Here is a 23,493-nt window from a genome sequence, read left to right on the forward strand (position 1 = left end):
TCAGCTTACAACTGTAAGCTAATCTAACCCGATAATATTTCAGGCTACACCGCCATTTTACATTTTCAAAAAATAAGGCTAGTTCAAATATGTTTGAAAAACGCGAATCCTATACGAAAGAAGACCTGCTTGCGTCAGGCCGTGGTGAATTATTTGGTGCAGGCGGACCACCGCTACCAGCACCAAGCATGCTGATGATGGATCGCATTGTAAAAATGACCGAAACCGGCGGACAGTACGACAAAGGCTATGTCGAAGCTGAACTGGATATCAATCCTGACCTGTGGTTTTTTGGCTGTCATTTTATCGGTGACCCAGTTATGCCTGGTTGCTTAGGCCTCGATGCTCTATGGCAATTAGTTGGCTTCTACTTAGGTTGGCTTGGTGGCGAAGGTAAAGGCCGCGCTCTGGGCGTTGGTGAAGTAAAACTGATGGGACAAATTCTGCCTACGGCAACTAAAGTCACCTACCGCTTACACTTAAAGCGTGTGATTAACCGTCGTTTAATTATGGGAATGGCTGATGGCGAAGTATTGGTTGATGGCAAAGTCATTTATACCGCTACCGACCTAAAAGTGGGTCTGTTTAAAGATACCAGCAGCTTTTAATCAATAATTCCTATCTATATAATTTAAAAGGTGATTATCTTAATTGATATCACCTTTTTTATATTGAGTGATATACGGTAATTTCCCTAAAATTAAAATCTCTTAAAATACAACTCAACAAAAAACCTCCCGAAGGAGGTGTCATGGCTTAAATTAATTGAATTACTTTGTTCGCCACATTCGATATTGTCCAGCAACTCCAATTTCAGTTTCATATTCCTGAGTAGCCCCGTCAGCCACAAGGGTGACAGACTTCTTCCATTCTGTTAGAGCACACTTAAATTTTACAGATAAAGAGTGCTCACCGTTTGGTAAATACAAATCTACAAACTGATTCTGCTGCAATCCGACTACATCAATACCATCAACTTTAAGAACCAAAGGACAATCATCAGGAAGACCGGATCCTGATATTTGATTTACTCGATGTATCCTTACGTGTGTCTTGCTTTTGTTCTCAACAAGATATCTAGAATCATAAGTTTCATGAGCGGCCGTGTATGGTCTAGCAGTACATGCTATTCCCATCATGACTGCAATTAATAAAAATAGCTTTTTCATTAAATTATCCTGTTGATATATTTTTTTCATCATATCAACCTGAAGCCAATCAATCACCTGTCGTTGTTACTAGAAATAAAAAACCTCCCGAAGGAGGTTTGATTTATGCGGCTAAAACACATGCGCCGATCTGTTTTATCTTCTCAGTTATCATCCCGTAAGCATCGAACTTCTGTGTTATTGATGCTTTATAGAAAAATATTATGAATTGGTAAGGAATGAAGGAATCGAACGCTCATAAGCGGGGTTGGAAGCCGCCGTAATACTCACTTACTCTCTATTCGTGATATTCCGCCTAGCCCCGGTTCGACCGGATTTTTAACATCTGTCATTTATGGTTACTTGTAATGCAACCAATTAAAAATTTTAGAATATGTAACCCCACAGGCACAGAAACTACGATTATAATGACTAAAGTTGTATATTTGGTGATATTGAGAATGTTTTCCACACTCATGTAATGCATTAGAGGTGTTCGCACTAAGATCTGAAACCCAACTATATAAAATCCGGCCAGAAATATATAAGCAAGTACACTCTTAAACATGAAAATCAGCAATGGCTTTAACCCAAGCTTACATCTCCAATTGAAAGCCTCTTTAACTGTACTAAAGTAATCAAGCATCCTCTATCCTATTGTATTCATGCCAACATGCTTATTTTATTAAAACTATATTATTATCAAGTCCTCTCAGTGAATGAGCCTTGAAATGAAAAGGCCCTGATATCTGAAAAGGCTAAAATTTTCTTCATCGCTGAAATGTTCCTGAATAACTAATTTGCCGTCAGGCGAAAAGCGTCAACGCGGTTATGGTAGAAAATAGAATAGATAATCATTTCACAATGATGGCAGCAAATAGAGCTTTCCCAGACTTCATTTTTATAAGGTGCTCTGGATAAGAGAACTTGCTGACAGTAAGGGCAGTGGTATGACAAAGAAAAGTCATCGCCTTCAGTTTGAACGGTGTTTTTGTGACTACGCATATATTCCTTCTTTAATTCATCTATTCATATCCATCGAATAAAGTTAAAGACGTCACGATAACTAAATAACTTAAATTTTATCTTACAGATGTGTGGGTAAAATTATCGAACCCTACTCTTATCTTTATTTACCGTCGTTTACCCTCACCGTCTAAATACCTTAATCTCCATCAAATCCTGTCAGGTATCTGTAGACTTAACCCCCAACTAATCGCCATAATGGTAAAATTATTCAGTTGCTATGGGGCCATGATGAATCAGGAAAAACTCTACATTGAAAAAGAGCTTAGCTGGTTATCGTTTAATGAACGGGTATTGCAGGAAGCTGCCGATAAAAGTAACCCTCTAATTGAACGCATCCGTTTTTTAGGTATCTATTCCAGCAATTTGGATGAATTCTATAAGGTACGTTTTGCCGATGTGAAACGCCGCATCCTGATTAAAGAAGAGCAAGGCTCCGCCTCCAGTTCCAGACATGTCCTGAAGAAAATTCAGGCTAAAGTACTCAAAACCGATCTGGAGTTTGACAATCTGTATAACGAACTGCTGTTGGAAATGGCACGTAATCAGGTTTTTCTGATTAATGAACGTCAACTATCCGAAAACCAGCAACTATGGCTACGTCACTATTTTAAAAACCATCTCAGACAGCATATTACGCCAATCCTGTTGAATAACGATATTAGCCTGCTTGAATTCCTGAAAGATGATTACACCTATTTAGCGGTTGAAATTATCGTTAACGCTGAGAAAAAAGAGTATGCGCTGTTGGAAATTCCCTCCAACAAAGTCTCTCGTTTCATTACATTACCACCAGAGCCACCGCGCCGCCGCAAGCCGATGATTTTGTTAGACAACATTATCCGCTTTTGTTTGGACGATATCTTTAAAGGCTTCTTTGATTATGAATCATTAAATGCCTACTCGATGAAAATGACTCGGGATGCCGAATATGATTTGGTGAATGAAATGGAGTCTAGTTGGCTGGAACTGATGTCTTCCAGCCTGAAGCAACGTCTAACGGCTGAGCCAGTGCGTTTCGTTTATCAGCGCGATATGCCGAATGATATGGTAGAAATATTACGTAGGAAACTGGGTATCTCCTCCTATGACTCGGTTATTCCAGGCGGTCGTTATCATAACTTTAAAGACTTCATCAGTTTTCCTAACGTTGGCAAAGCTAATTTGGTCAACAAACCGCTACCTCGTTTAAGACACATTTGGTTTAGTCATTTTCGCAATGGGTTTGATGCCATTAAAGAGCGAGATGTCCTACTGTATTATCCTTACCATACCTTTGAGCATGTATTGGAATTAGTGCGTCAGGCATCATTCGACCCTAGCGTACTAGCCATAAAAATTAATATTTATCGTGTCGCAAAAGATTCACGCATTGTGGAATCGATGATCAATGCCGCGCATAACGGTAAAAAGGTTACGGTGGTCGTTGAACTACAGGCGCGCTTTGACGAAGAGGCGAATATTCACTGGGCCAAGCGGTTAACCGAAGCCGGTGTACACGTCATTTTCTCTGCCCCTGGTCTGAAAATTCACGCCAAGCTCTTTTTAATTTCACGCATTGAAGATGGGCAGATTGTACGCTATGCCCATATCGGTACTGGAAACTTCAACGAAAAAACCGCCCGCTTATATACCGACTTCTCTCTGTTAACCGCGGATTCGCGCATTACTAATGAAGTCCGCCGTGTCTTTAACTTTATTGAAAACCCCTACCGCCCGGTCAGCTTTGAGCATCTGTTAGTTTCACCACAAAACTCACGCTTAATGCTTAATAAATTAATCGATCGAGAAATTTCCTTTGCCCAAGCCGGCCTGAGTGCAGGAATTACATTAAAAGTTAACAGTCTGGTTGATAAAGAGCTGATTGACCGACTGTATGCGGCTTCCGGCGCTGGCGTAAAAATTCGTTTGATTGTACGCGGCATGTGTGCGCTGGTACCGAATATTCCTGGCGTAAGCGAAAACATTCAGGTTACCAGCATCGTTGACCGTTTTCTGGAACATGCTCGCGTCTATATTTTTGACAATCAAGGGGATAACCAAGTATTTATTTCCTCTGCAGATTGGATGACCCGTAACATTGATTACCGTATTGAAGTGGGTGTCGCTATTCTCGATCCGGTATTAAAGCAACGAGTTCTGGATATTATTGACCTACAGCTTGCCGATACGGTAAAAGCTCGAATTATTGATAAAGATCTGAGTAACCAATACGTTCCCAGAGGTAACCGCAGAAAAGTACGCTCACAAATTGCGATTTATGATTACCTAAAAAACCTTGAGCAATCACCCGCTTCAGAATTACCAGATTCAGCAGAGTAATAATAATGCCTTTGAACGACTCAATAACAACAAAACCACAAGAGATCGCAGCGATTGATTTGGGTTCCAACAGTTTTCATATGATTATCGCCCGGGTAGTTAACGGTGCACTGCAAGTTTTAGGCAGGGTCAAACAACGGGTCTATTTAGCCGATGGACTGGATAAAGACAATTACCTGAGTGAAGAGGCCATGGCCCGTGGATTAAGCTGCCTCAGTCTGTTTGCTGAGCGATTACAGGGGTTCTCACCGGATAGTGTACGAGTTGTTGGTACCCATACGCTTCGGCTAGCCGTCAATGGTCAGGAGTTTCTTCAGCGGGCCACCGAGATCCTGCCCTATCCTATTGAGATTATTTCTGGTCAGGAAGAAGCTCGTCTTATCTACATGGGGGTGGCCCATACACAACCAGAAAAAGGCAAAAAGCTAGTCATCGATATTGGCGGTGGTTCTACCGAATTAGTTATTGGTGAAGACTTCTCCCCTATTCTGGCAGAAAGTCGCCGCATGGGCTGCGTGAGTTTTTCTAAACAATTTTTCCCTAATGAAGAGATTAGCAAACAAAATTTTCATAAGGCTCAGCTGGCCACAGAACAAAAATTAGAGAATCTGGCCTGGCAATACCGTCTTCAAGGCTGGCAATACGCTTTAGGCGCTTCAGGTACCATTAAAGCGGTTCATAACGTTATCGTTGAAGAGCTGGCTGAACGGGATGGCATCATCACGCCGGAAAGACTGGCTCAAGTGGTCAACTTAACACTGAAATTTAAATCGTTTAGATCAATCGATCTGGATGGATTATCACCCGATCGCCAGAGCGTATTTGTGCCTGGGCTGGCAATTTTATGCGGTGTTTTTAATGCGCTGGATATTAAAGAGCTTAGATTGTCAGATGGAGCACTGCGTGAAGGCGTTCTGTATGAAATGGAAAGCCGTTTCCGCCATCAGGATATCAGAAGTCGGACAGCCATTAGTCTGGCGGAACACTATAATATCGACAGAGAACAAGCCAGCCGCGTTTTAGACACTACACAACAGCTCTATGCCCAATGGCTAGCCCAGAATAGTTCTCTGGCTAATCCACAATTGGAAGCGCTGCTTGGTTGGGCGGCTATGCTACATGAAGTGGGTTTAAGCATTAACCATAGTAATATGCAACGCCACTCCGCCTATATTCTCCAGAATACCAATCTACCTGGGTTTAATCAGGAGCATCAGCTGCTGTTGGCAACGTTGGTACGTTTTCACCGTAAAGGTATTAAGCTGGATGAACTTCCCAGTTTTAATCTGGTTAAAAAACGTCAGGTTATTCCCCTTATCCAATTGCTTCGTTTAGCCATTTTATTGAGTAATCAACGACAGGCCACGACAGCGCCGGAATACTTACGCCTTATTAGCGATGATTACCATATCACGCTGATTTTCCCTCAAGGCTATATGGATAAAAACAGTCTGGTTGCTGCTGACTTAGAACGGGAACAGGAATATTGGCAAGATGTCGCCGGCTGGAAGTTAAAATTGAAAAGCGATGACGAAAAAGTGAGAGCTGATTAACCCAATAAAAAACGCCAACAAATATGTTGGCGTTTTTTATTTCTTATAACATCGTGGCGATGATTAGAACTTATAACCTACACCAAACATAAATGCCCACGGATCAAGGCGAGTGCTGATGCTGTGATTAGTACGATTACCTGCGGCATCGGTAGAGGTAAAGTTAACGTCAGTATCGATGTTCATCCACCATACTGAAGTATTCACCATCCAGTTCTTATCAATGTTGTAGTCAACACCGGCCTGCAGTGCAACGCCCCAAGAATCATCAACGCTCAGGTTGCTTAAACCAGCGCCTTTACCGGTGTTATTAAATTCTTCACTAAAGAAGGTTGTATAGTTAATACCGGCTCCCAGATATGGACGCCATTGGCTCTCTTTAGTACCGAAATAGTACTGTGCCATCAGAGATGGTGGTAAATGTTTAACTGTCGCAATGGTACCCGTCGCTTTTAAACCCACATCGTGTTTAAACGGAGTTGCGCCTAACAGTTCAATACCAATGTTATCTGTCACCATATAACCAAAGGTTAAACCTAGCTGGGTGTCATTATTAACGTTAAATGAACCTAAACCCATTACGTTGTCCGAACCTTCATTTGGTCTTACTGTGACTGACCCGGCACGGAAAAGAAAATCACCAGCTTGATGAGCAAAAGTCAGTGAAGGTGCAAGCGTGGCAGCAATTAAACAAACCAAAGGGAGTTTTTTCATTATCCATATTCCTTGAAGGGTTAATATGCGTGTGAATATACCTATTTAGAAGTAAAATTGATCCAACCCAGATCACAGTTCCTGACAAAAATTGACAAAATAGTGAACTAAACAAGTTAATTGTTTTCCTTTATATTCATATATTTGATTTGGATCAATCTTTCAAAAAACAACTCATGTGAATAAGTATCATGATTAAAATAATCTAAGTGCTAACAGTAACGCTTGTCAGTTAAAATTAATAACAACGAAAGTTTCGCCCACTATCAGTGCAGAGAATAATTTAACGTTGGTATACGTAGCCGAGCAAAGGGCGTTAGGGCGAACGCCCTCTGCATTGAAGGCTCCCCAGCGAAAACTGGGACCTCGACCTTAGGCCAAGCGTGAACATTAAGCTAAAACCTGGATTCCGGTTTTCACCGGAATGACGATAAATCTATGCCGTCATCCCAGCAAAAGCTGGGGGCTCGACCTTAGGCCAAGCGTGGACATTAAGCTCCTAGCCATCATATTTATTCCCTGTTATATCGGCAGTATAAACCTCGCTATATTTATTATCCCTTGATGACACAATAAACAGACCCCGCAGTGACAATAAGATGCAAGAGTTATAGCTAACAGGTTACAATCCTTCCCAGCGAACCAAATACCACCATCAACAGGAGACATTATGCCCATCACGGCCAATTCCCTCTTCCGTGACAGCGTAAACTTTATACGTAACCAACTATCCAGTTTTATTATGCTGGCATTACTGGCGTCATTTATTTCTTATATGTTATTTCAGGCCTTGGTACCCAATACCACTGAGCTACATAAAATCATTACTGATGCCATTGGCACCTCTCAAGTCAGTCGCTCAGAACTTCAGAGTGTGATAAATGGCATGTCTCGTGAGCAGCAGTTAAGCATTGTTGAAGCGGCAATGCCGTTATTTGGCGCAATGGGGCTGAGTTTTTTATTGAGTAACTTGTTGCTAATTGGTGGTGTAGTCACGCTGATTATGCAGGTTTCACAAGGCCACAAAACCAGCGCTCTACGGTCAATCGGTTCATCTGCAGCTTCTCTCCCCATGTTGTTGCTATTACTGGTGATTTCACTGCCGCTGATTTTCTTTGGTTTTTCTCTTTATCTGTTACCTGGAATATTTTTTATCTTTGTGTTGGTTATGGCACCCATTATCCTACTGGAGTCCAAACAGGGTCTGATTCATGCGATATCCACCAGTTGGAGCATGGCATTCAGCAACGTTAAGATTATCCTGCCGATAGTGCTATTTACTTTATCAGTTAAATTTATTCTATTTATGCTGTCGGTTAATGTAGCGGCCTCATCACCCGTCGCTATCTCACTACTCGTAGATGCCATCAGCTATTTGGTTACCGCATTTATGTTTGTTTATCTATTTCGTCTGTATATGCAGGTCAAAGGTTAATCAGTCAACTAAAACCAAGATCCTGGTTTCTACCGGGATCTTGGTTAATCGGTCATAATGTACAGAGTGAAAATGCTTAATTAGCTGACATTGGGTATAAACCGGCTTTTACTACACCCACAGCGCTAGACTCACTACTGTTCTTCTGGATTATGAGCACTTTCTTTACTTTGAATGAGTTTCAATGCCAGATAGAGATCCGGTACCAGCAATATATCTTCTTCTTTCATTGCTGGCCGGTTATCTTTAAACCATCGGGTCAGTTCCGTGCGACGCCCCGCCAACACTAATTTAACCTGACGAATCTTAAGATCGCGCTTCAATTCATCAATAGAAGCCAACACACTAATATCCGCATAGGTAAAGCTGGCTACGGCATCAATCACCACCCAACGCGGCTGAAATGGCGTACTGTCGACTAAATTCAAGATCCGGCGTTTAAAATAAGCCACATTAAAATAAGTTAGCGGTGAATTAAAACGATACATCATGACGCCCGGAACGGCTTTAATCGTATTGGTATTTCCTAACGAATGGATCATCCCGTCCTCATTAACACCTAAGAGCTGTTCTGTCGGCCGGAATACCGTGCGTAAGAACTGTAAGAGCCCCAATAGCACGGCTAAACCAATCCCCTGAATCACGCCGATAAGCAGCACGCAAACAAACGTAAAAATAGCCAGACTAAACGCTTGGCGATTACGTCGTCTCAGGTTCCAAATTCCCTTGAGATCCATCAATGACCATGCGGCATAGACCAAAACTACGCCAAGAGCGGAAACCGGAATATATTGCAGTGGCTGAGTAAAAAAGATCACCACCAGCCCAATCACTAACGCAGCAATAATTGAGACCAGTTGGCTTTTCCCACCGTTGGCGTCATTGACGGCGGTTCGGGAATCCGCTCCGCTGATAGCAAATCCTTGCGACAATCCCGACATAATATTGGCGATCCCCAAGGCTCGAAATTCCGCATCAGCCTCAATATCATAGCCATTTTTAGCGGCAAAACTTCGAGCTGTCAGCATCAGACTAACAAAACTAATCAATGCCAGATTTAACGCCGGTATCACCAACTCACGAATCAAACCTGGCTGAAAACTGCCCCAGTGAACCACCGGTAAGCCAGAATCAAAACCCGAAGAACCAATCGTTTCCACCCCATATTGTTGAAGAGAGAACCCCCAAGCCAAAGTTGTGGCAACAATAATGGCAATCAATGGTGCAGGCCACTGACTACGGAATTTTTTTATAACGATTAATAGCAGTAAGGTTAATGCAGACATACCCAGCGTGGGTAGATGGCTATCCATAATTTGTAGCGGAATAGCCATCATTTTTTCGATCAGCTGATTGGCATTGATTTGAATCCCCAAAATCTTAGCCACTTGCCCCACCATAATGGTAACGGCTACCCCATTCAGCAAACCGGTTAGTATTGGCTGTGAGAGTAAATCAGCTAAAGCACCTAATCTGAATTTGCTGGCGAGTATGCACCACCCTCCCATAATCAGGGTCATAATAATGGTGAGTTGCCACTGTATTTCACTGTTCCCCGCCGCTAAAGGTGTCACTACCGCAGCAATAACGGCGCAGGTGGTCGCATCCGGTCCAACAATCAATTGACGAGAAGATCCAAATAGTGCATACGCAATCATCGGCAGAACGCAGGAATAAAGACCCACAATCGCCCCCACGTTGGCCAATTCAGCGTAAGCAATAGCGACAGGTAGCGCAACCGCTGCGACAGATAGTCCAGCCCGAACGTCTGCTTTCAGCCAACTTTTATCGTAGGCCAATAGGTTCTGTAATCCTGGCATCCATTTTAAAAGTGCTTTTGAAAACATATTATCCTCAGTGACCGGCCATTCAGCTATTCGGCAACCCTCATCCCAAACATACTACATAATGCATGGTTATCGCGGTTTAACAAAGTGTTGCGTGACTTATTATGCTTATTTTATAACGGGATGACGCTAATTTATGGTTTTGCTTCAGCAGCTCTTAAGTAAAAAACACAAAATATGCTTTCCGATTGCTATAAGAATATATCAACCGCTAAAATTAGCGTTGTTGGGCTAGGTATAATTCCTATTCATCGTTACCATGTGATGAATCACACCGTAATGATGCTTTACCGGCATACTTGGCAATAAATGAGTCGTTCGATAATTCGGCGATAGTGTAAACCTGATGCCAAATCCGGTATAGTCAGCGGCTTACTGACCAATGGAAAGATTTATGAAGCAGTTTTTAGACTTTTTACCCCTGATTGTATTTTTTACCTTTTATAAGCTTTACGACATTTTTGTTGCGTCAGGCGCCCTGATTGTTGCTACTGCCTTGGCTGTGGTTTATAGCCTGATAAAATATCGTAAAGTAGAAAAAATGATGCTCGTGACGTTTGCCATGGTGGTTGTTTTTGGCACGCTAACCATCGTTTTCCACTCCGATGAGTTTATCAAGTGGAAAGTTACCGCGATCTACACCCTATTCTCTCTGGCCCTACTCTTCAGTCAATTGGTTCTGAAAAAGATCTTGATAAAAAGTATGTTGGGGAAAGAAATCACTCTGCCTGAACATGTCTGGTCAAAATTAAACATTGCCTGGGCAGTATTCTTTCTAGGCTGCGGTTTACTCAATATCTATATTGCTTTCTGGCTATCGCTGGATATTTGGATGAACTTTAAAGTATTTGGATTAACCGGTATGACACTGGTCTTTACACTATTAAGCGGAATCTATATTTATCGTCATATTCCAGACGAGCAAAAAAATCCGGCAAAGAATAGGCAAGACTAGGTTGTAGAACCGCAATACTGGATCATAATACAAGAATAACGCTTTAACTTATGCGACTACTCCATCGAGAGTAGCGATGAGTTATGTAAAAATAATGAAAATTGTCGAATCATGGCTGACTAAATCAGCCATTATCTTTAACCAATAACGAACCGAATCAGAAATATATTATGAGTACACAAGAACGCACTCCTCGCGGAGAATTAGTCCTTCGAACCTTAGCTATGCCGGCAGATACTAATGCTAATGGTGATATCTTCGGTGGATGGATTATGTCACAGATGGATATTGGCGGCGCCATTATGGCCAAAGAGATAGCCCGAGGACGAGTGGTTACCGTTGCCGTGGATGCCATTACTTTTCTAAAACCCGTTACGGTGGGTGATGTGGTTTGCTGCTATGCCCACTGCCTTCGCACTGGCCGCAGTTCAATTACGGTCAACATGGAAGTTTGGGTTAAGAAGGTATCGTCAGAACCTATTGGTCAGCGTTATTGTGTCACTGAAGCCGTATTTACTTATGTTGCAGTTAACGAGCTCAGTAAAGCCCGCTCTCTGCCTGAAGACAAGAAAAACCTGTCATTTGACTAATCATTGATGAGTTCTGATACATAACCAGCTATATCAGGACTCATCCATTAAGTCAGTTAACGGATCTGAGCTCCACCATCAATCTTGAACACAATAGTCATCTTCTTATCTTTCACCACCACCGGCGTATAGCGCCATTTCTTCAAGGCCGCTTTAATATCCCTCTCAAACATTCGTGGTGGATTGGCAGAGAGAATACGCACGTTCTCAACCCGGCCGTCGTCATTGATATCAAACATAATTTCAACCTGCCCTTCAATCCGTCGATCGAAAGCCTGTTTTGGATAAGAAGGTTCTACCTGTTTTAGCACTTTAGAGCCACTGGATGGTGCCGCCCCCAAAGTTGATGAGGTTGGGCCACTGGCTACCGGAGCAGTATTAGGACTTACCGCTGTACTTGTCGCCGGTTTATCTACGTTTGACTGCTGAACCGCCTCTTTTTTAGGCTGTTTTTTAGGTTCTTTTTTTCGTTCTTTCTTTGGCTGCGGTTTCGGCTGAGGAACGGGTTTTGGTTCAGGCTTAGGTTTAGGTTTAGGTTTTTCTATTTCAATCGGTTTTGGCTCTGGAATTGGCTCAGGTACAGAGTCTGGTATCGGTTCAACAACTTCAGGTTCACTTTTCGCTTCCGTTGCTGGCGCATTTTGCTCAGCAGTCTCCGCTGGAGTCGCAAACATGGCTGGATTGACCATGATTACGTTCATTGGTGCGGATTCTTCAGCAATGGGAAGCATCATCTGATCTTTTATCGACGCGAAAACAAGTCCACCGATAAGCGATGCATGTAAGCAGATTGAAAACGTGAGCGGCCAGGAAAATCGACGCGCTAAAAAGAACTTTTTCAAAAAAGAGCCACTTTTAGGTTTTATGATAGCAATGATTCTAAATGAAAATGGTAATGATATTCAATATCAATTTGATGCTAATCTCAATGCACTGCCGTATCCATATCTAACGTAACATTTTGATTTTCATTTGTTGGCAACCGTAGCCGGCCATAAATTAGCATTGATGTCTTCTCAGAAATCACATAACTTACCCGCTGACGTAACTAACAATAACATTGAGGATGATACCGTGTTATATCTGATTTATGCTGAAGATGTCGCTAATACCCTTGAACAACGTCTTGCCGCTCGCCCTGCCCACTTAGCCCGTATGCAATTATTAAAAGATGCTGACAGATTAGTCCTTGCCGGTCCAAATCCCATTGCTGATAGTGAAGATCCTGGCAGCGCGGGTTTTTCTGGTTCAGTGATTATTGCCGACTTCCCGAATTTGGAAGAAGCAAAAGCATGGGCCAGCAAGGATCCGTATATTGAAGCAGGCGTATACCAAAATGTGACGGTTAAACCATTTAAGCGGGTTTTCTAACTCAATCCGGGGTTCTGTTCCAGTACTATTTTGCAGAACCCCAATAAGCATGCTCGCAATATGTTAACAACGCTACTCATAACTATGTGCATAAAGCAATGAACGCTGCTGACGACCAAGCTGTTTTTCTGTCCTAATGTGGTGTATTCGGCTATTCCTGCGGGATTGTCCTTCCAACCAGCGGTTACGGCGACGTTGTGCCTGCCGTAGCATACGCCAGCGTCCAACTTCAGTACGGGATCTGTGCATAGTGACCAACATACTTCTGACAAACAAATGGTGGATTATTGTAGCGCATTTGATTTTGACTTTTAGCCAATTAAATCAAAAATTGAGTAACAAAAATCTACCGCTAAAAGTGAAGAAATGTTTTACCTTTTCATTACACTGCGTACACTCAACCTTCTACCACTAAAAGAAAACAGGATAGCGAATCTCCGATGACCACTTTTTATACGGTATTGAGCTGGTTACTGGTATTAGGTTACTGGTTATTAATTGCCGGTGTAACGTTAAGAGTGTTGATGAAACGGCGCTCCGTTCCATCCGCCATGGCCTGGTTGCTGGTCATTTATATTCTTCCATTAGTGGGTATCATTGCTTATCTATTATTTGGTGAACTACATCTGGGTAAGCGTCGCGCAGAGCGTGCTAAAGAGATGTGGCCTTCTACCGCAACTTGGCTGAGTGAATTAAAAAACTGCAAAAATATTTTTGCCACTCATATCAGCCCAGTTTCAGAGCCACTGTTTCAACTTTGTGCTCACCGGCACGGTGTACCTGCGGTACGAGGTAACCAGCTTCAACTGCTAACCAGCACCGAAGACACTATGAAATCGCTAATTCGTGATATTGAATTAGCTGAACACAGCATTGAAATGGTGTTCTATATTTGGCAAAGCGGCGGGCTGGTCGATAACGTAGCAGAAGCGCTGATGGCTGCGGCTCGCCGTGGTGTTCAATGCCGTTTGATGCTCGACTCAGCAGGCAGCATGCACTTTTTTCGTACCCCCTATCCAGCACTGATGCGCGAATCCGGAATTGAACTGGTCGAAGCCCTAAAGGTTAACGTTTTACGGGTTTTCTTGCGCCGTATGGATCTACGCCAGCACCGTAAAATCGTCATTATCGATAATAATATCGCCTATACCGGCAGCATGAATATGGTCGATCCTCGCTTCTTTAAACAAGGTGCCGGCGTTGGTCAGTGGATTGACTTAATGGCGCGGGCAGAAGGCCCTGCTGCAACAATGTTAGGCATCATTTATGCCTGCGACTGGGAAATTGAGACCGGTAAGCGCCAGCTTCCTGCTCCTCCTGATACCGCGATATTGCCGTTTGAGCAAGAAGCGGGTCATACTGTTCAGGTAATTGCTTCTGGCCCAGGGTTCCCAGAAGAAATGATTCATCAGGCGCTACTGACCTCCGTTTACTCTTCCAGAAAACAGCTCATTATGACCACACCTTATCTGGTGCCCAGTGATGACTTATTGCATGCCATTTGTACTGCCGCTTTGCGGGGAGTCGATGTTAATATTATCGTACCGAAAAAAAATGATTCCCTGATGGTGGGCTGGGCCAGCCGCTCATTTTTCTCAGAGCTGCTCGAAGCTGGTGTCAAAATCTATCAGTTCGAAGATGGATTGCTACATACCAAAAGTGTGTTGGTTGATGGGCAGCTAAGCCTTGTTGGTACCGTCAATCTGGATATTCGTAGCCTGTGGTTAAACTTTGAAGTTACCATTGTTGTTGATGATAAAGCGTTTGGTGAAGATCTGGCCTGTGTACAAGAAGATTACATTGCCCGTTCAACATTATTAAACCCTGAAGAATGGTCAAAACGTCCAATGTGGCAACGAATCATAGAACGTTTGTTTTATTTCTTCAGTCCATTACTATAGCGACAAATTTCGACTTACTATTTTTATGGGTACACTAAATGGATATCACAGACTTTGATTTAAATAACCGATTAGATGAAGACGAAACGCTGGATCAAGCGTACGACATCTTTTTGGAACTGGCCTCAGACAACCTTGATCCTGCGGATGTCATCCTGTTTAACCTTCAATTTGAAGATCGTGGTGCTGCAGAACTTCACGATCCTTCAGATGAGTGGATTGAGCACGTAGACTTCGACTTAAATCCAGACTTCTTTGCTGAAGTGCTCATCGGGCTAACTAACGAACAGGATGAAGTTGATGACATTTTTGCCCGGATACTCATTAGCCGGGAAAAAGATCATAAATTCTGTCATATTCTGTGGAAAGAGTAATGTTTCTCTGAATGACCGGTTCAACAGATAATAAAAACCCCGTTGGTTTTAGCCAACGGGGTTTTTATTTGTCATCGTGAAATTAAGCCACTAAACCCGGAAAAGAAACTTTAATGCCGGTGATAATAAACTCAATGCCTAACGACATGAGTAATAAGCCCATAATACGAGTAACAACGTTAATACCCGTCTGACCTAATATACGCACTAACAGCGGTGCCGCTCTAAACAATAACCAGCAACAGAATGAGAAAAAGGCAATAGCAATAAAAAAACCTAGGTAATCCATCCAGGTATTATAACGAGTACTCCAGACAATCGTTGAGCTGATCGCCCCCGGACCGGCCATTAACGGCAATGCTAATGGCACCACCCCGACATTATCACGAATAGCGGTTTCCGTTTTTTCCTGTTTATTCTGTTTGTCTTCCCCCAGTTTTCCACTAATCATCGACATCGCGATGGTGACAATCAAAATACCGCCAGCAATACGGAAAGAATCAATGGAAATGCCGAATAAATGTAATATTGCATCCCCCAGAAACAGAGAGCACCACAAAATAATCGCGACGGAAAGGTTGGCCGTTAGATTTGTTTTATCTCTGGCTGCTGGCGACTGATAGTTAGTCATACTAATGAAAACCGGAAGAATACCTACCGGATTAACCAATGCAAACATACCAACAAGGAACTTAATGTATCCCGATAAATCCAGCATGGCATGACCCATTTGGACTCCCTATAAAATAGAACAGTGGGTAAACAACCTAAACGGCGCTAATGTAATTGAGTTATCTTTTAAGGTCTAGCGCAAAAATCAGTTATAGAACCGAATAACCGAAAAAGTACTTAAGTATAAATCTAATATAGCAAAGCTGTTTTTCAAAAACTTAGCATCATCCTCGAAAAACAGTAAAAAACAGCCAAAAACCAAAAGCTGAATGGTGTCAGCATGGCATTATTGTGATGCAGATCACGATATAAGCCAATATGAATAGGTAAGCTGTATCACAAGTCATCCATAAGCAGGTTGGGATAATATATTTTAGCTGCTATCAATAAAATATCTTCTGATAACAATAGATTAAGTTAAGTTTTTTCAGTAAGTAAATCGTGTTGATATATTAAAACGTTCACCATACTTAATACTGACACCGCGGCCTACTCACTAAAAAAATTTATCAATCTTAGGAGAGTCCCATGATAGTAAGTAACGCTACTGAACTTAATGCACTGGTTGCTCGAGTGAAAAAAGCGCAACGCGAGTATGCTAACTACACTCAGGAACAAGTCGATAAAATCTTCAGAGCAGCTGCGCTGGCTGCGGCAAATGCGCGGATTCCTCTGGCTAAAATGGCCGTTGAAGAGTCAGGTATGGGAATTGTCGAAGATAAAGTGATTAAAAATCACTTTGCATCCGAATACATTTATAACAAATACAAAGATGAAAAAACCTGCGGTATTCTGGAAGAAGATGAGACTTTTGGAACCATTACTATCGCCGAGCCCACTGGAATTATCTGCGGCATTGTTCCAACCACCAACCCAACGTCTACTGCCATTTTCAAGGCACTGATTAGTCTAAAGACTCGTAACGGTATTATTTTCTCACCCCATCCTCGTGCCAAGAATGCAACCAATGAAGCCGCAAATATTGTGCTACAGGCAGCCATTGCGGCAGGAGCACCAAAAGATATTATTGGCTGGATCGACGTACCCAGCGTAGAACTGTCTAATCAGTTAATGCATCACCCTGATATTAACCTGATTCTTGCCACCGGCGGCCCAGGTATGGTTAAGGCGGCTTATAGCTCAGGTAAACCCGCTATTGGCGTTGGCGCAGGTAATTCTCCAGTAGTGATTGATGAAACCGCTGATATTAAGCGTGCTGTTGCCTCTATTCTGATGTCTAAAACCTTTGATAATGGCGTTATCTGCGCATCAGAGCAGTCTGTTATCGTGATAGATAAAATTTATGATGCCGTGCGTGAGCGTTTTGCCTCTCACGGTGGTTATATGCTACAAGGCAAAGAATTAAAAGCCGTCCAAGGCATTATCCTTAAAAACGGTGGGATCAATGCGGCTATCGTTGGTCAGCCAGCGGTTAAAATCGCAGAGATGGCAGGTATTACCGTTCCGACAACCACAAAAGTACTGATTGGTGAAGTCACTGACGTTGATGAATCAGAGCCTTTTGCTCATGAAAAACTTTCCCCCATGTTAGCCATGTATCGGGCTAAAAACTTTAACGATGCCGTTGATAAAGCTGAAAAACTGGTGGCTATGGGCGGTATCGGTCATACCTCTGGCCTGTATACCGATCAAGATAATCAAAGTGAACGTATCGCTTATTTCGGCGATAAGATGAAGACCGCTCGTATTCTCATTAATACCCCGACATCTCAGGGCGGTATTGGTGACCTTTATAACTTTAAGCTGGCACCATCATTAACTTTAGGCTGTGGTTCATGGGGAGGAAACTCTATATCTGAAAACGTGGGTCCTAAACATCTTATTAATAAGAAGACCGTCGCTAAGCGAGCTGAAAATATGTTATGGCATAAACTTCCTAAATCAATCTACTTCCGCCGAGGTTCACTACCTATTGCTTTAGAAGAAGTGGCAACTGATGGTGCTAAGCGCGCATTTATCGTTACCGACCGTTTCTTATTCAATAATGGTTATGCCGATCAAATCACTAATGTGTTAAAACAACACGGTGTTGAAACAGAGGTTTTCTTTGAAGTCGAAGCCGATCCTACGCTGAGCATAGTGCGTAAGGGAGCGGAACAAATGCACTCCTTTAAGCCTGATGTCATTATTGCATTAGGCGGCGGTTCTCCTATGGATGCGGCGAAAATTATGTGGGTGATGTATGAACATCCAGAGACCCATTTTGAAGAGCTAGCCTTAAGATTTATGGATATCCGGAAACGCATCTATAAATTCCCTAAAATGGGTGTGAAAGCGAAAATGATTGCGATCACCACAACATCAGGTACCGGCTCAGAAGTCACCCCATTTGCCGTCGTCACCGATGATAAAACCGGTATGAAATATCCATTGGCTGATTACGCCTTAACACCAGATATGGCGATAGTTGATGCTAATCTGGTTATGGATATGCCTAAATCATTATGTGCTTTTGGTGGTCTGGATGCGGTCACCCACGCTCTGGAAGCCTATGTTTCCGTATTAGCCAACGAATATACCGATGGCCAAGCGCTACAGGCATTAAAACTGCTGAAGGAGTATCTACCCCTTAGCTATAAAGAAGGCGCTAAAAACCCGGTAGCGCGTGAGCGGGTACATAATGCCGCCACCATTGCAGGCATTGCTTTCGCAAACGCTTTCCTTGGTGTTTGCCATTCAATGGCGCATAAACTAGGTTCAGAGTTTCATTTACCACATGGTTTAGCCAACGCCTTGTTGATTTGTAACGTCATTCGCTATAACGCCAATGATAATCCAACAAAGCAGACAGCCTTCAGTCAATACGATCGCCCGCAATCCCGTCGCCAGTATGCAGAAATTGCCGATCACCTTGGTCTTTCTGCTGTAGGCGACCGCACTGGCGCTAAAATCGAGAAACTATTAGATTGGCTTGATGATATTAAGAAACAATTAGATATCCCGGCATCAATTCGTGAAGCGGGAGTGTCTGAAGCTGACTTCTTGGCCAAGGTCGATAAATTATCTGAAGATGCGTTCGACGATCAGTGTACCGGCGCTAATCCGCGTTATCCGCTGATTTCTGAATTGAAAACAATTCTTCTGGATACTTACTATGGCCGCAACTACATGGAACAACAACAGTCCCAAATCGTTGTGGAAACCAAAGCGAAATCCTCAGTGAAAAAGAATAAAAAGTAGTGTGATAAATATCGTTAACAACCGCCTTCACTTCACGAAGGCGGTTTTTTTTATTCTGTTAACCCGTTCATTATCTCGTTTGTGAGTACGTTAAGTACGCTTCATGCTTGCTGACCATGGTGAAACTGCATTATCCAGCCACTGCCTCCCTCTTCTGACTCCATAAGAACAAACTGGCAACACATCTAGTCAGCTTACAAATAGGACAAGGAATATAGTCTTAAAATTAACATATTGATTTTTCTATACTAAAAATAACTCTTAGTTTTTATCATATTAAGTTAAGAATTATGAAGAATTATAAATAAATGTAACATTAGCCAACAACGTCTCTAACATAACCACAATGAGATAAAACACATCATCGCCATATGATGTGACTATCTTAACAATCACTCAGACTCCTCTCTGATATCACCAAAAACATTTTTTCCTTTAAATAGAGAGAGTAACCAGAATAACGCTCAATATTGGCTAATATATATGAGCCCACACCATAATAAGTTGACTCAAAAATGATAAGATTGATAAGGATGTAACGTATATTCTCTACGGGAAAATGACACGATATTACAACATAAACCTAATTTTGATTTTATTTTGAAAGGACTGGAAACATATACCCATTGGTCCTGAGACATAAACAATGGTACCCACCTAAAAAAGCCCCTAGCCCCGGTATTCACGCCACTAAAACGGGAGCCCATGTTTTGATTACATAAAATATATGACGCATGTAAACACGTTAATCCATAGCGGCAAAAAATTTGCACGCTAAGTATTTTTCCTAGAACTATATCTTAAACTCACACTTTTTTATTTACTTACCGGCTATAAAATCACTCATCGTTATAAATATCCCTGCTGATAAATAAACTTTTAACATATCGCCCTCCAACCGATGAAAACCTAGCTAACTTATTAAAATTCAAGATAGTTAGCATTTACAAATAGCAATAATTAAAATTTACGTTAGTCAGTAACCTAATTTATAACTAACCATTATTGATGATTTATGTCTTTTTATTAGTGAAAATCATAACATTAATAGCTTAAATATCTCTTTCCGACTATTATCTATGTGAATTAAAACGCCCTTTAACTGGTCAGGGGATATAGGCCGAAATTTGTTAATCCAGACGAAATGTGTTTTTTTGACCTATTTTCCTCCTTACATTGACAATATTTGACTATCGCTTATAAATAAATTAACTTTATTTATGTAATACCCTATTGCAGAATTTAATTCAGCGTTTTATTATTGATGAAAATTTCAATCCATAATTAATTTGAGAACGATACAATGAGCGAAGCATTAAAAGTCCTTAACAACATCCGTACTTTGCGTGCTCAAGCAAGAGAATGCTCTCTTGAGACTTTAGAAGAAATGTTAGAAAAAATGGAAGTTGTAGTAAAAGAGCGTCGTGAAGAAGAACAGGCTAGCCAAGCTGAAATTCAAGAACGCACTCGTAAATTACAACAATATCGTGAAATGCTGATCGCTGATGGCATTGATCCTAATGAATTACTTCAAACTCTTTCTGCAGCTAAAATCTCAAGTAAGTCTAAGCGCGCAGCTCGCCCAGCTAAATATCAGTTCACTGATGAAAACGGTGAGCTAAAAACCTGGACTGGCCAAGGCCGTACACCAGCAGTTATTAAGAAAGCTATTGAAGAACAAGGTAAATCCCTAGACGATTTCCTGCTGTAATTAGCTAATATTATCCTTAAAAGCCTCCATTTTATGGGGGCTTTTATCTTTTCGGGTGCTAAATATAATATTGTTCTTCTAATCCTTTGCTAAGTATTGAATATTTTACCGGGCCTGTATTAAATCAGCACGCATTCAACGACGCTTCAGTAAATATTCCTAAACATTTTTAGATAATTACAATTGTAACAATACCAATTACAACCAAATGCGTTGATTTTTCCCATATCCGTTATTAAGTATCAATAATAATTAATAAAAAAAGGGCAAAGCCCTTTTTAAATATCATCAGGTAAATATTACCCACTATTGATAAAAGCTCCGGTACCAATCAACAAATCTCTGTACGCCATCTTCAACAGACGTTTGCGGTTTAAAGCCGATCGCTTTATCTAATGCGGAAGTATCCGCACTCGTTTCCAAAACGTCACCTGGTTGCATTGGCAACAAATTCTTTTTAGCTATTTTCCCTAATGCTCTTTCAAGAGATTCAATATATTCCATCAAACGTACAGGTTGGCTATTGCCAATATTATATATGGCATAAGGAGCAGAGCTTGTCGCTGGCGAACCTGTTTCAACCGTCCATGATGGATTAGCTGCCGGGATAACCGCCTGTATACGAACTATCGACTCAACAATATCATCGATATAGGTAAAGTCCCTGCGCATATCCCCATGGTTATAAACATCAATACTTCGTCCTTCAATAATCGCCTTGGTAAACTTGAATAAGGCCATATCAGGACGCCCCCAAGGGCCATAGACGGTAAAAAAGCGCAATCCGGTAGTCGGCAAATTAAACAGATGGGAATATGAGTGAGACATTAGCTCATTGGCTTTTTTAGTCGCCGCATACAGCGAAATAGGATGATCAACCGTATCATTCGTAGAGAATGGTAGCTTACGATTTAATCCATACACTGAACTTGAAGAAGCGTATAGAAGGTGCTCAATTTTATGATGTCGGCACCCTTCCAGAATATTTAAGTGGCCGATAAGGTTTGCATCAGCATAAGCATGAGGATTCTCTAACGAATAGCGCACCCCAGCCTGAGCTGCCAGATGAATCACCCGCTGGAATCCCTCAGCAGCAAACAATGCGGCCATCCCCTCTCTATCAGCTAAATCGAGCTTGATAAAGCGAAACTGAGGGTGTTCTTCAATCAATGCAAGGCGAGCCTCCTTGAGGCTCACATCATAATAATCGTTAAGGTTGTCGATACCGACAACCTCATGACCTAACGAAAGAAGGCGCTGGCTAACGTGAAAACCAATAAAACCAGCAGCGCCAGTAACTAAAAATTTCATCATAGACCTTAAATAACGGGATTAACGGAGGCTCCGCGGCCGATACCATAATAGGTAAACCCACGTTGGTTCATTCTTTCCGGTTCGTACAGATTACGCCCGTCAAAAACAACAGGATGTTTAAGCGTAGCTTTAATCAAGTCAAAATCTGGCGCACGGAAATTTTGCCATTCCGTACAAATAATTAATGCATCAGCGTTATGCAATGTTGCCTCTTTCGTGCCCATTAAGAGCAAATCGTCACGATTGCCATATATGCGCTGGGCTTCTTCCATGGCTTCTGGATCGAAAGCCTGAACTTTAGCTCCGGCTTGCCATAACGCTTCCATAAGAACCCGACTGGATGACTCTCTCATATCGTCAGTATTTGGTTTAAATGCCAGTCCCCACAGCGCAAACGTCCGACCTTTTAGATCGCCATTAAAATGGCGCTGTACGAAACTAAATAGTTTATGTTTTTGTCTGGCATTAACGGCTTCAACAGCCTGAAGTAGTTCTGGTTGATATCCGATATGTTGAGCAGTACGGATTAACGCTTGTACGTCTTTAGGGAAGCAAGAACCGCCGTAGCCACAACCAGGATAAATAAAATGGTAGCCAATACGAGAATCCGAACCAATACCTTGACGAACTTTCTCGATATCAGCACCCAGCATCTCGGCTAAATTAGACATCTCATTCATAAAGCTGATTTTAGTCGCCAGCATACAGTTTGCGGCATATTTAGTCAGCTCGGCACTGCGGATATCCATAATCACCATTCTGTCGTGATTACGGTTAAAAGGACTGTACAGCTCACGAATCAAATCCAATACTTGCTCATTATCCGTACCGATAACAATGCGCTCCGGTTTCATACAGTCAGAAACAGCGGCACCTTCTTTGAGGAATTCAGGATTTGACACAACGTCAAACGATAGTTCTGACTGACGTTTTTTCAAGGTTTCACTAACAACTTCATGGACTTTGTCCGCTGTTCCTACCGGCACGGTAGATTTGTCAATAATCACTTTATAACTTGTCATATGCTCAGCAATGGTGCGAGCAACAGCGGTGACATATTTTAAGTCAGCGGAGCCATCTTCATCCGGTGGAGTACCAACAGCGATAAATTGAATTTCGCCATGAGCAACGCCTTGTTTAGCATCGGTGGTGAAAATCAGCCGTCCTGCTTCATAATTTTCTTTAACCAAAGGGGTTAGCCCTGGTTCAAAAATAGGAATAATACCTTTTTTAAGATTGGCGACTTTAGTTTCATCAATGTCAACGCACATCACATCATGGCCAACTTCAGCCAATACGGCGGCCTGAACCAAACCAACATAACCAATACCAAAAACTGTTACTTTCATCTTATGATAT

Annotated in this window: 20 protein-coding genes; 11 read left to right on the forward strand and 9 right to left on the reverse strand. The window is 42.0% G+C overall.

Annotated features, from left to right (window positions below; all coding sequences use genetic code 11):
* Nucleotides 1-89 precede the first annotated feature (89 nt).
* Nucleotides 90-608 carry a bifunctional 3-hydroxydecanoyl-ACP dehydratase/trans-2-decenoyl-ACP isomerase gene (gene fabA / locus BMZ28_RS12250; protein WP_047781295.1) on the forward strand — a complete coding sequence of 173 codons (519 nt, stop codon included), beginning with the start codon at nucleotides 90-92 and terminating at the stop codon, nucleotides 606-608.
* 162 nt (nucleotides 609-770) lie between these two features.
* Here fabA and BMZ28_RS12255 read toward each other — a convergent pair whose 3' ends face one another.
* Entirely contained in the window at nucleotides 771-1,169 is a 399-nt protein-coding gene (locus BMZ28_RS12255) for a hypothetical protein (protein WP_074823715.1), read from the reverse strand.
* 774 nt (nucleotides 1,170-1,943) lie between these two features.
* Nucleotides 1,944-2,153 (reverse strand): hypothetical protein, encoded by a 210-nt coding sequence (locus BMZ28_RS12265; protein ID WP_047781296.1) that lies wholly within the window; start codon nucleotides 2,151-2,153, stop codon nucleotides 1,944-1,946.
* A gap of 252 nt (nucleotides 2,154-2,405) precedes the next feature.
* On the opposite strand from BMZ28_RS12265, the gene ppk1 reads away from it, so the two are divergent.
* Complete coding sequence (ppk1, locus tag BMZ28_RS12270) at nucleotides 2,406-4,496, forward strand: polyphosphate kinase 1 (RefSeq protein ID WP_047781297.1); 2,091 nt, start codon at nucleotides 2,406-2,408, stop codon at nucleotides 4,494-4,496.
* Between the two features lie 5 nt (nucleotides 4,497-4,501).
* Nucleotides 4,502-6,049 (forward strand): exopolyphosphatase, encoded by a 1,548-nt coding sequence (gene ppx, locus BMZ28_RS12275; protein WP_047781298.1) that lies wholly within the window; start codon nucleotides 4,502-4,504, stop codon nucleotides 6,047-6,049.
* A gap of 63 nt (nucleotides 6,050-6,112) precedes the next feature.
* Here the strand turns inward: ppx and ompW are convergent, their stop codons facing one another.
* Nucleotides 6,113-6,763 (reverse strand): outer membrane protein OmpW, encoded by a 651-nt coding sequence (gene ompW / locus BMZ28_RS12280; RefSeq protein ID WP_047781299.1) that lies wholly within the window; start codon nucleotides 6,761-6,763, stop codon nucleotides 6,113-6,115.
* Nucleotides 6,764-7,433: 670 nt separating this feature from the next.
* Between ompW and BMZ28_RS12285 the strand changes: the two genes are divergently transcribed.
* On the forward strand, nucleotides 7,434-8,198 hold the full coding sequence (locus tag BMZ28_RS12285; protein WP_074823552.1) for a YciC family protein: 765 nt from the start codon (nucleotides 7,434-7,436) through the stop codon (nucleotides 8,196-8,198).
* A gap of 134 nt (nucleotides 8,199-8,332) precedes the next feature.
* On the opposite strand, the gene BMZ28_RS12290 is transcribed toward BMZ28_RS12285, so the two are convergent.
* Complete coding sequence (locus BMZ28_RS12290; RefSeq protein ID WP_074823556.1) at nucleotides 8,333-10,045, reverse strand: SulP family inorganic anion transporter; 1,713 nt, start codon at nucleotides 10,043-10,045, stop codon at nucleotides 8,333-8,335.
* A gap of 394 nt (nucleotides 10,046-10,439) precedes the next feature.
* On the opposite strand from BMZ28_RS12290, the gene BMZ28_RS12295 reads away from it, so the two are divergent.
* A complete protein-coding gene (locus tag BMZ28_RS12295; protein WP_047781302.1) occupies nucleotides 10,440-11,000 on the forward strand; it encodes a septation protein A in 561 nt (186 codons plus the stop codon).
* A 170-nt stretch (nucleotides 11,001-11,170) separates the two neighbouring features.
* Entirely contained in the window at nucleotides 11,171-11,590 is a 420-nt protein-coding gene (gene yciA / locus BMZ28_RS12300) for an acyl-CoA thioester hydrolase YciA (protein WP_074823558.1), read from the forward strand.
* Between the two features lie 56 nt (nucleotides 11,591-11,646).
* Here the strand turns inward: yciA and BMZ28_RS12305 are convergent, their stop codons facing one another.
* Nucleotides 11,647-12,324, reverse strand: coding sequence for a TonB family protein (locus tag BMZ28_RS12305; protein WP_248296106.1), 678 nt, complete (start codon nucleotides 12,322-12,324; stop codon nucleotides 11,647-11,649).
* Between the two features lie 340 nt (nucleotides 12,325-12,664).
* On the opposite strand from BMZ28_RS12305, the gene BMZ28_RS12310 reads away from it, so the two are divergent.
* A complete protein-coding gene (locus tag BMZ28_RS12310) occupies nucleotides 12,665-12,961 on the forward strand; it encodes a YciI family protein (RefSeq protein WP_047782666.1) in 297 nt (98 codons plus the stop codon).
* Nucleotides 12,962-13,033: 72 nt separating this feature from the next.
* Here BMZ28_RS12310 and BMZ28_RS12315 read toward each other — a convergent pair whose 3' ends face one another.
* The gene (locus tag BMZ28_RS12315) at nucleotides 13,034-13,210 is read right to left on the reverse strand and encodes a YciY family protein (RefSeq protein WP_136655900.1); all 177 of its coding nucleotides are present in this window, start codon (nucleotides 13,208-13,210) and stop codon (nucleotides 13,034-13,036) included.
* A gap of 191 nt (nucleotides 13,211-13,401) precedes the next feature.
* Between BMZ28_RS12315 and cls the strand changes: the two genes are divergently transcribed.
* Both cls and BMZ28_RS12325 read left to right on the forward strand, forming a co-directional pair.
* The gene (gene cls, locus BMZ28_RS12320; protein WP_047781305.1) at nucleotides 13,402-14,862 is read left to right on the forward strand and encodes a cardiolipin synthase; all 1,461 of its coding nucleotides are present in this window, start codon (nucleotides 13,402-13,404) and stop codon (nucleotides 14,860-14,862) included.
* 38 nt (nucleotides 14,863-14,900) lie between these two features.
* Nucleotides 14,901-15,236, forward strand: a complete 336-nt coding sequence (locus BMZ28_RS12325; RefSeq protein ID WP_047781306.1) for an HI1450 family dsDNA-mimic protein — start codon at nucleotides 14,901-14,903, stop codon at nucleotides 15,234-15,236.
* An 82-nt stretch (nucleotides 15,237-15,318) separates the two neighbouring features.
* On the opposite strand, the gene BMZ28_RS12330 is transcribed toward BMZ28_RS12325, so the two are convergent.
* Nucleotides 15,319-15,966: a YchE family NAAT transporter gene (locus BMZ28_RS12330; RefSeq protein WP_047781307.1), complete on the reverse strand. Its 648-nt coding sequence runs from the start codon at nucleotides 15,964-15,966 to the stop codon at nucleotides 15,319-15,321.
* A gap of 470 nt (nucleotides 15,967-16,436) precedes the next feature.
* Here BMZ28_RS12330 and adhE point away from each other — a divergent pair, with 470 nt between their 5' ends.
* A complete protein-coding gene (gene adhE, locus BMZ28_RS12335) occupies nucleotides 16,437-19,109 on the forward strand; it encodes a bifunctional acetaldehyde-CoA/alcohol dehydrogenase (protein ID WP_074823566.1) in 2,673 nt (890 codons plus the stop codon).
* A gap of 1,303 nt (nucleotides 19,110-20,412) precedes the next feature.
* A complete protein-coding gene (gene hns, locus BMZ28_RS12340) occupies nucleotides 20,413-20,820 on the forward strand; it encodes a histone-like nucleoid-structuring protein H-NS (RefSeq protein WP_047781309.1) in 408 nt (135 codons plus the stop codon).
* A gap of 306 nt (nucleotides 20,821-21,126) precedes the next feature.
* Here the strand turns inward: hns and BMZ28_RS12345 are convergent, their stop codons facing one another.
* Nucleotides 21,127-22,131 carry an NAD-dependent epimerase gene (locus tag BMZ28_RS12345; protein ID WP_074823718.1) on the reverse strand — a complete coding sequence of 335 codons (1,005 nt, stop codon included), beginning with the start codon at nucleotides 22,129-22,131 and terminating at the stop codon, nucleotides 21,127-21,129.
* An 8-nt stretch (nucleotides 22,132-22,139) separates the two neighbouring features.
* Nucleotides 22,140-23,483, reverse strand: coding sequence for a UDP-glucose dehydrogenase family protein (locus tag BMZ28_RS12350; protein WP_074823569.1), 1,344 nt, complete (start codon nucleotides 23,481-23,483; stop codon nucleotides 22,140-22,142).
* Nucleotides 23,484-23,493 lie beyond the last annotated feature (10 nt).

Source organism: Pragia fontium DSM 5563 = ATCC 49100, assembly GCF_900112475.1.
In the GTDB taxonomy this organism is placed as follows: domain Bacteria; phylum Pseudomonadota; class Gammaproteobacteria; order Enterobacterales; family Enterobacteriaceae; genus Pragia; species Pragia fontium.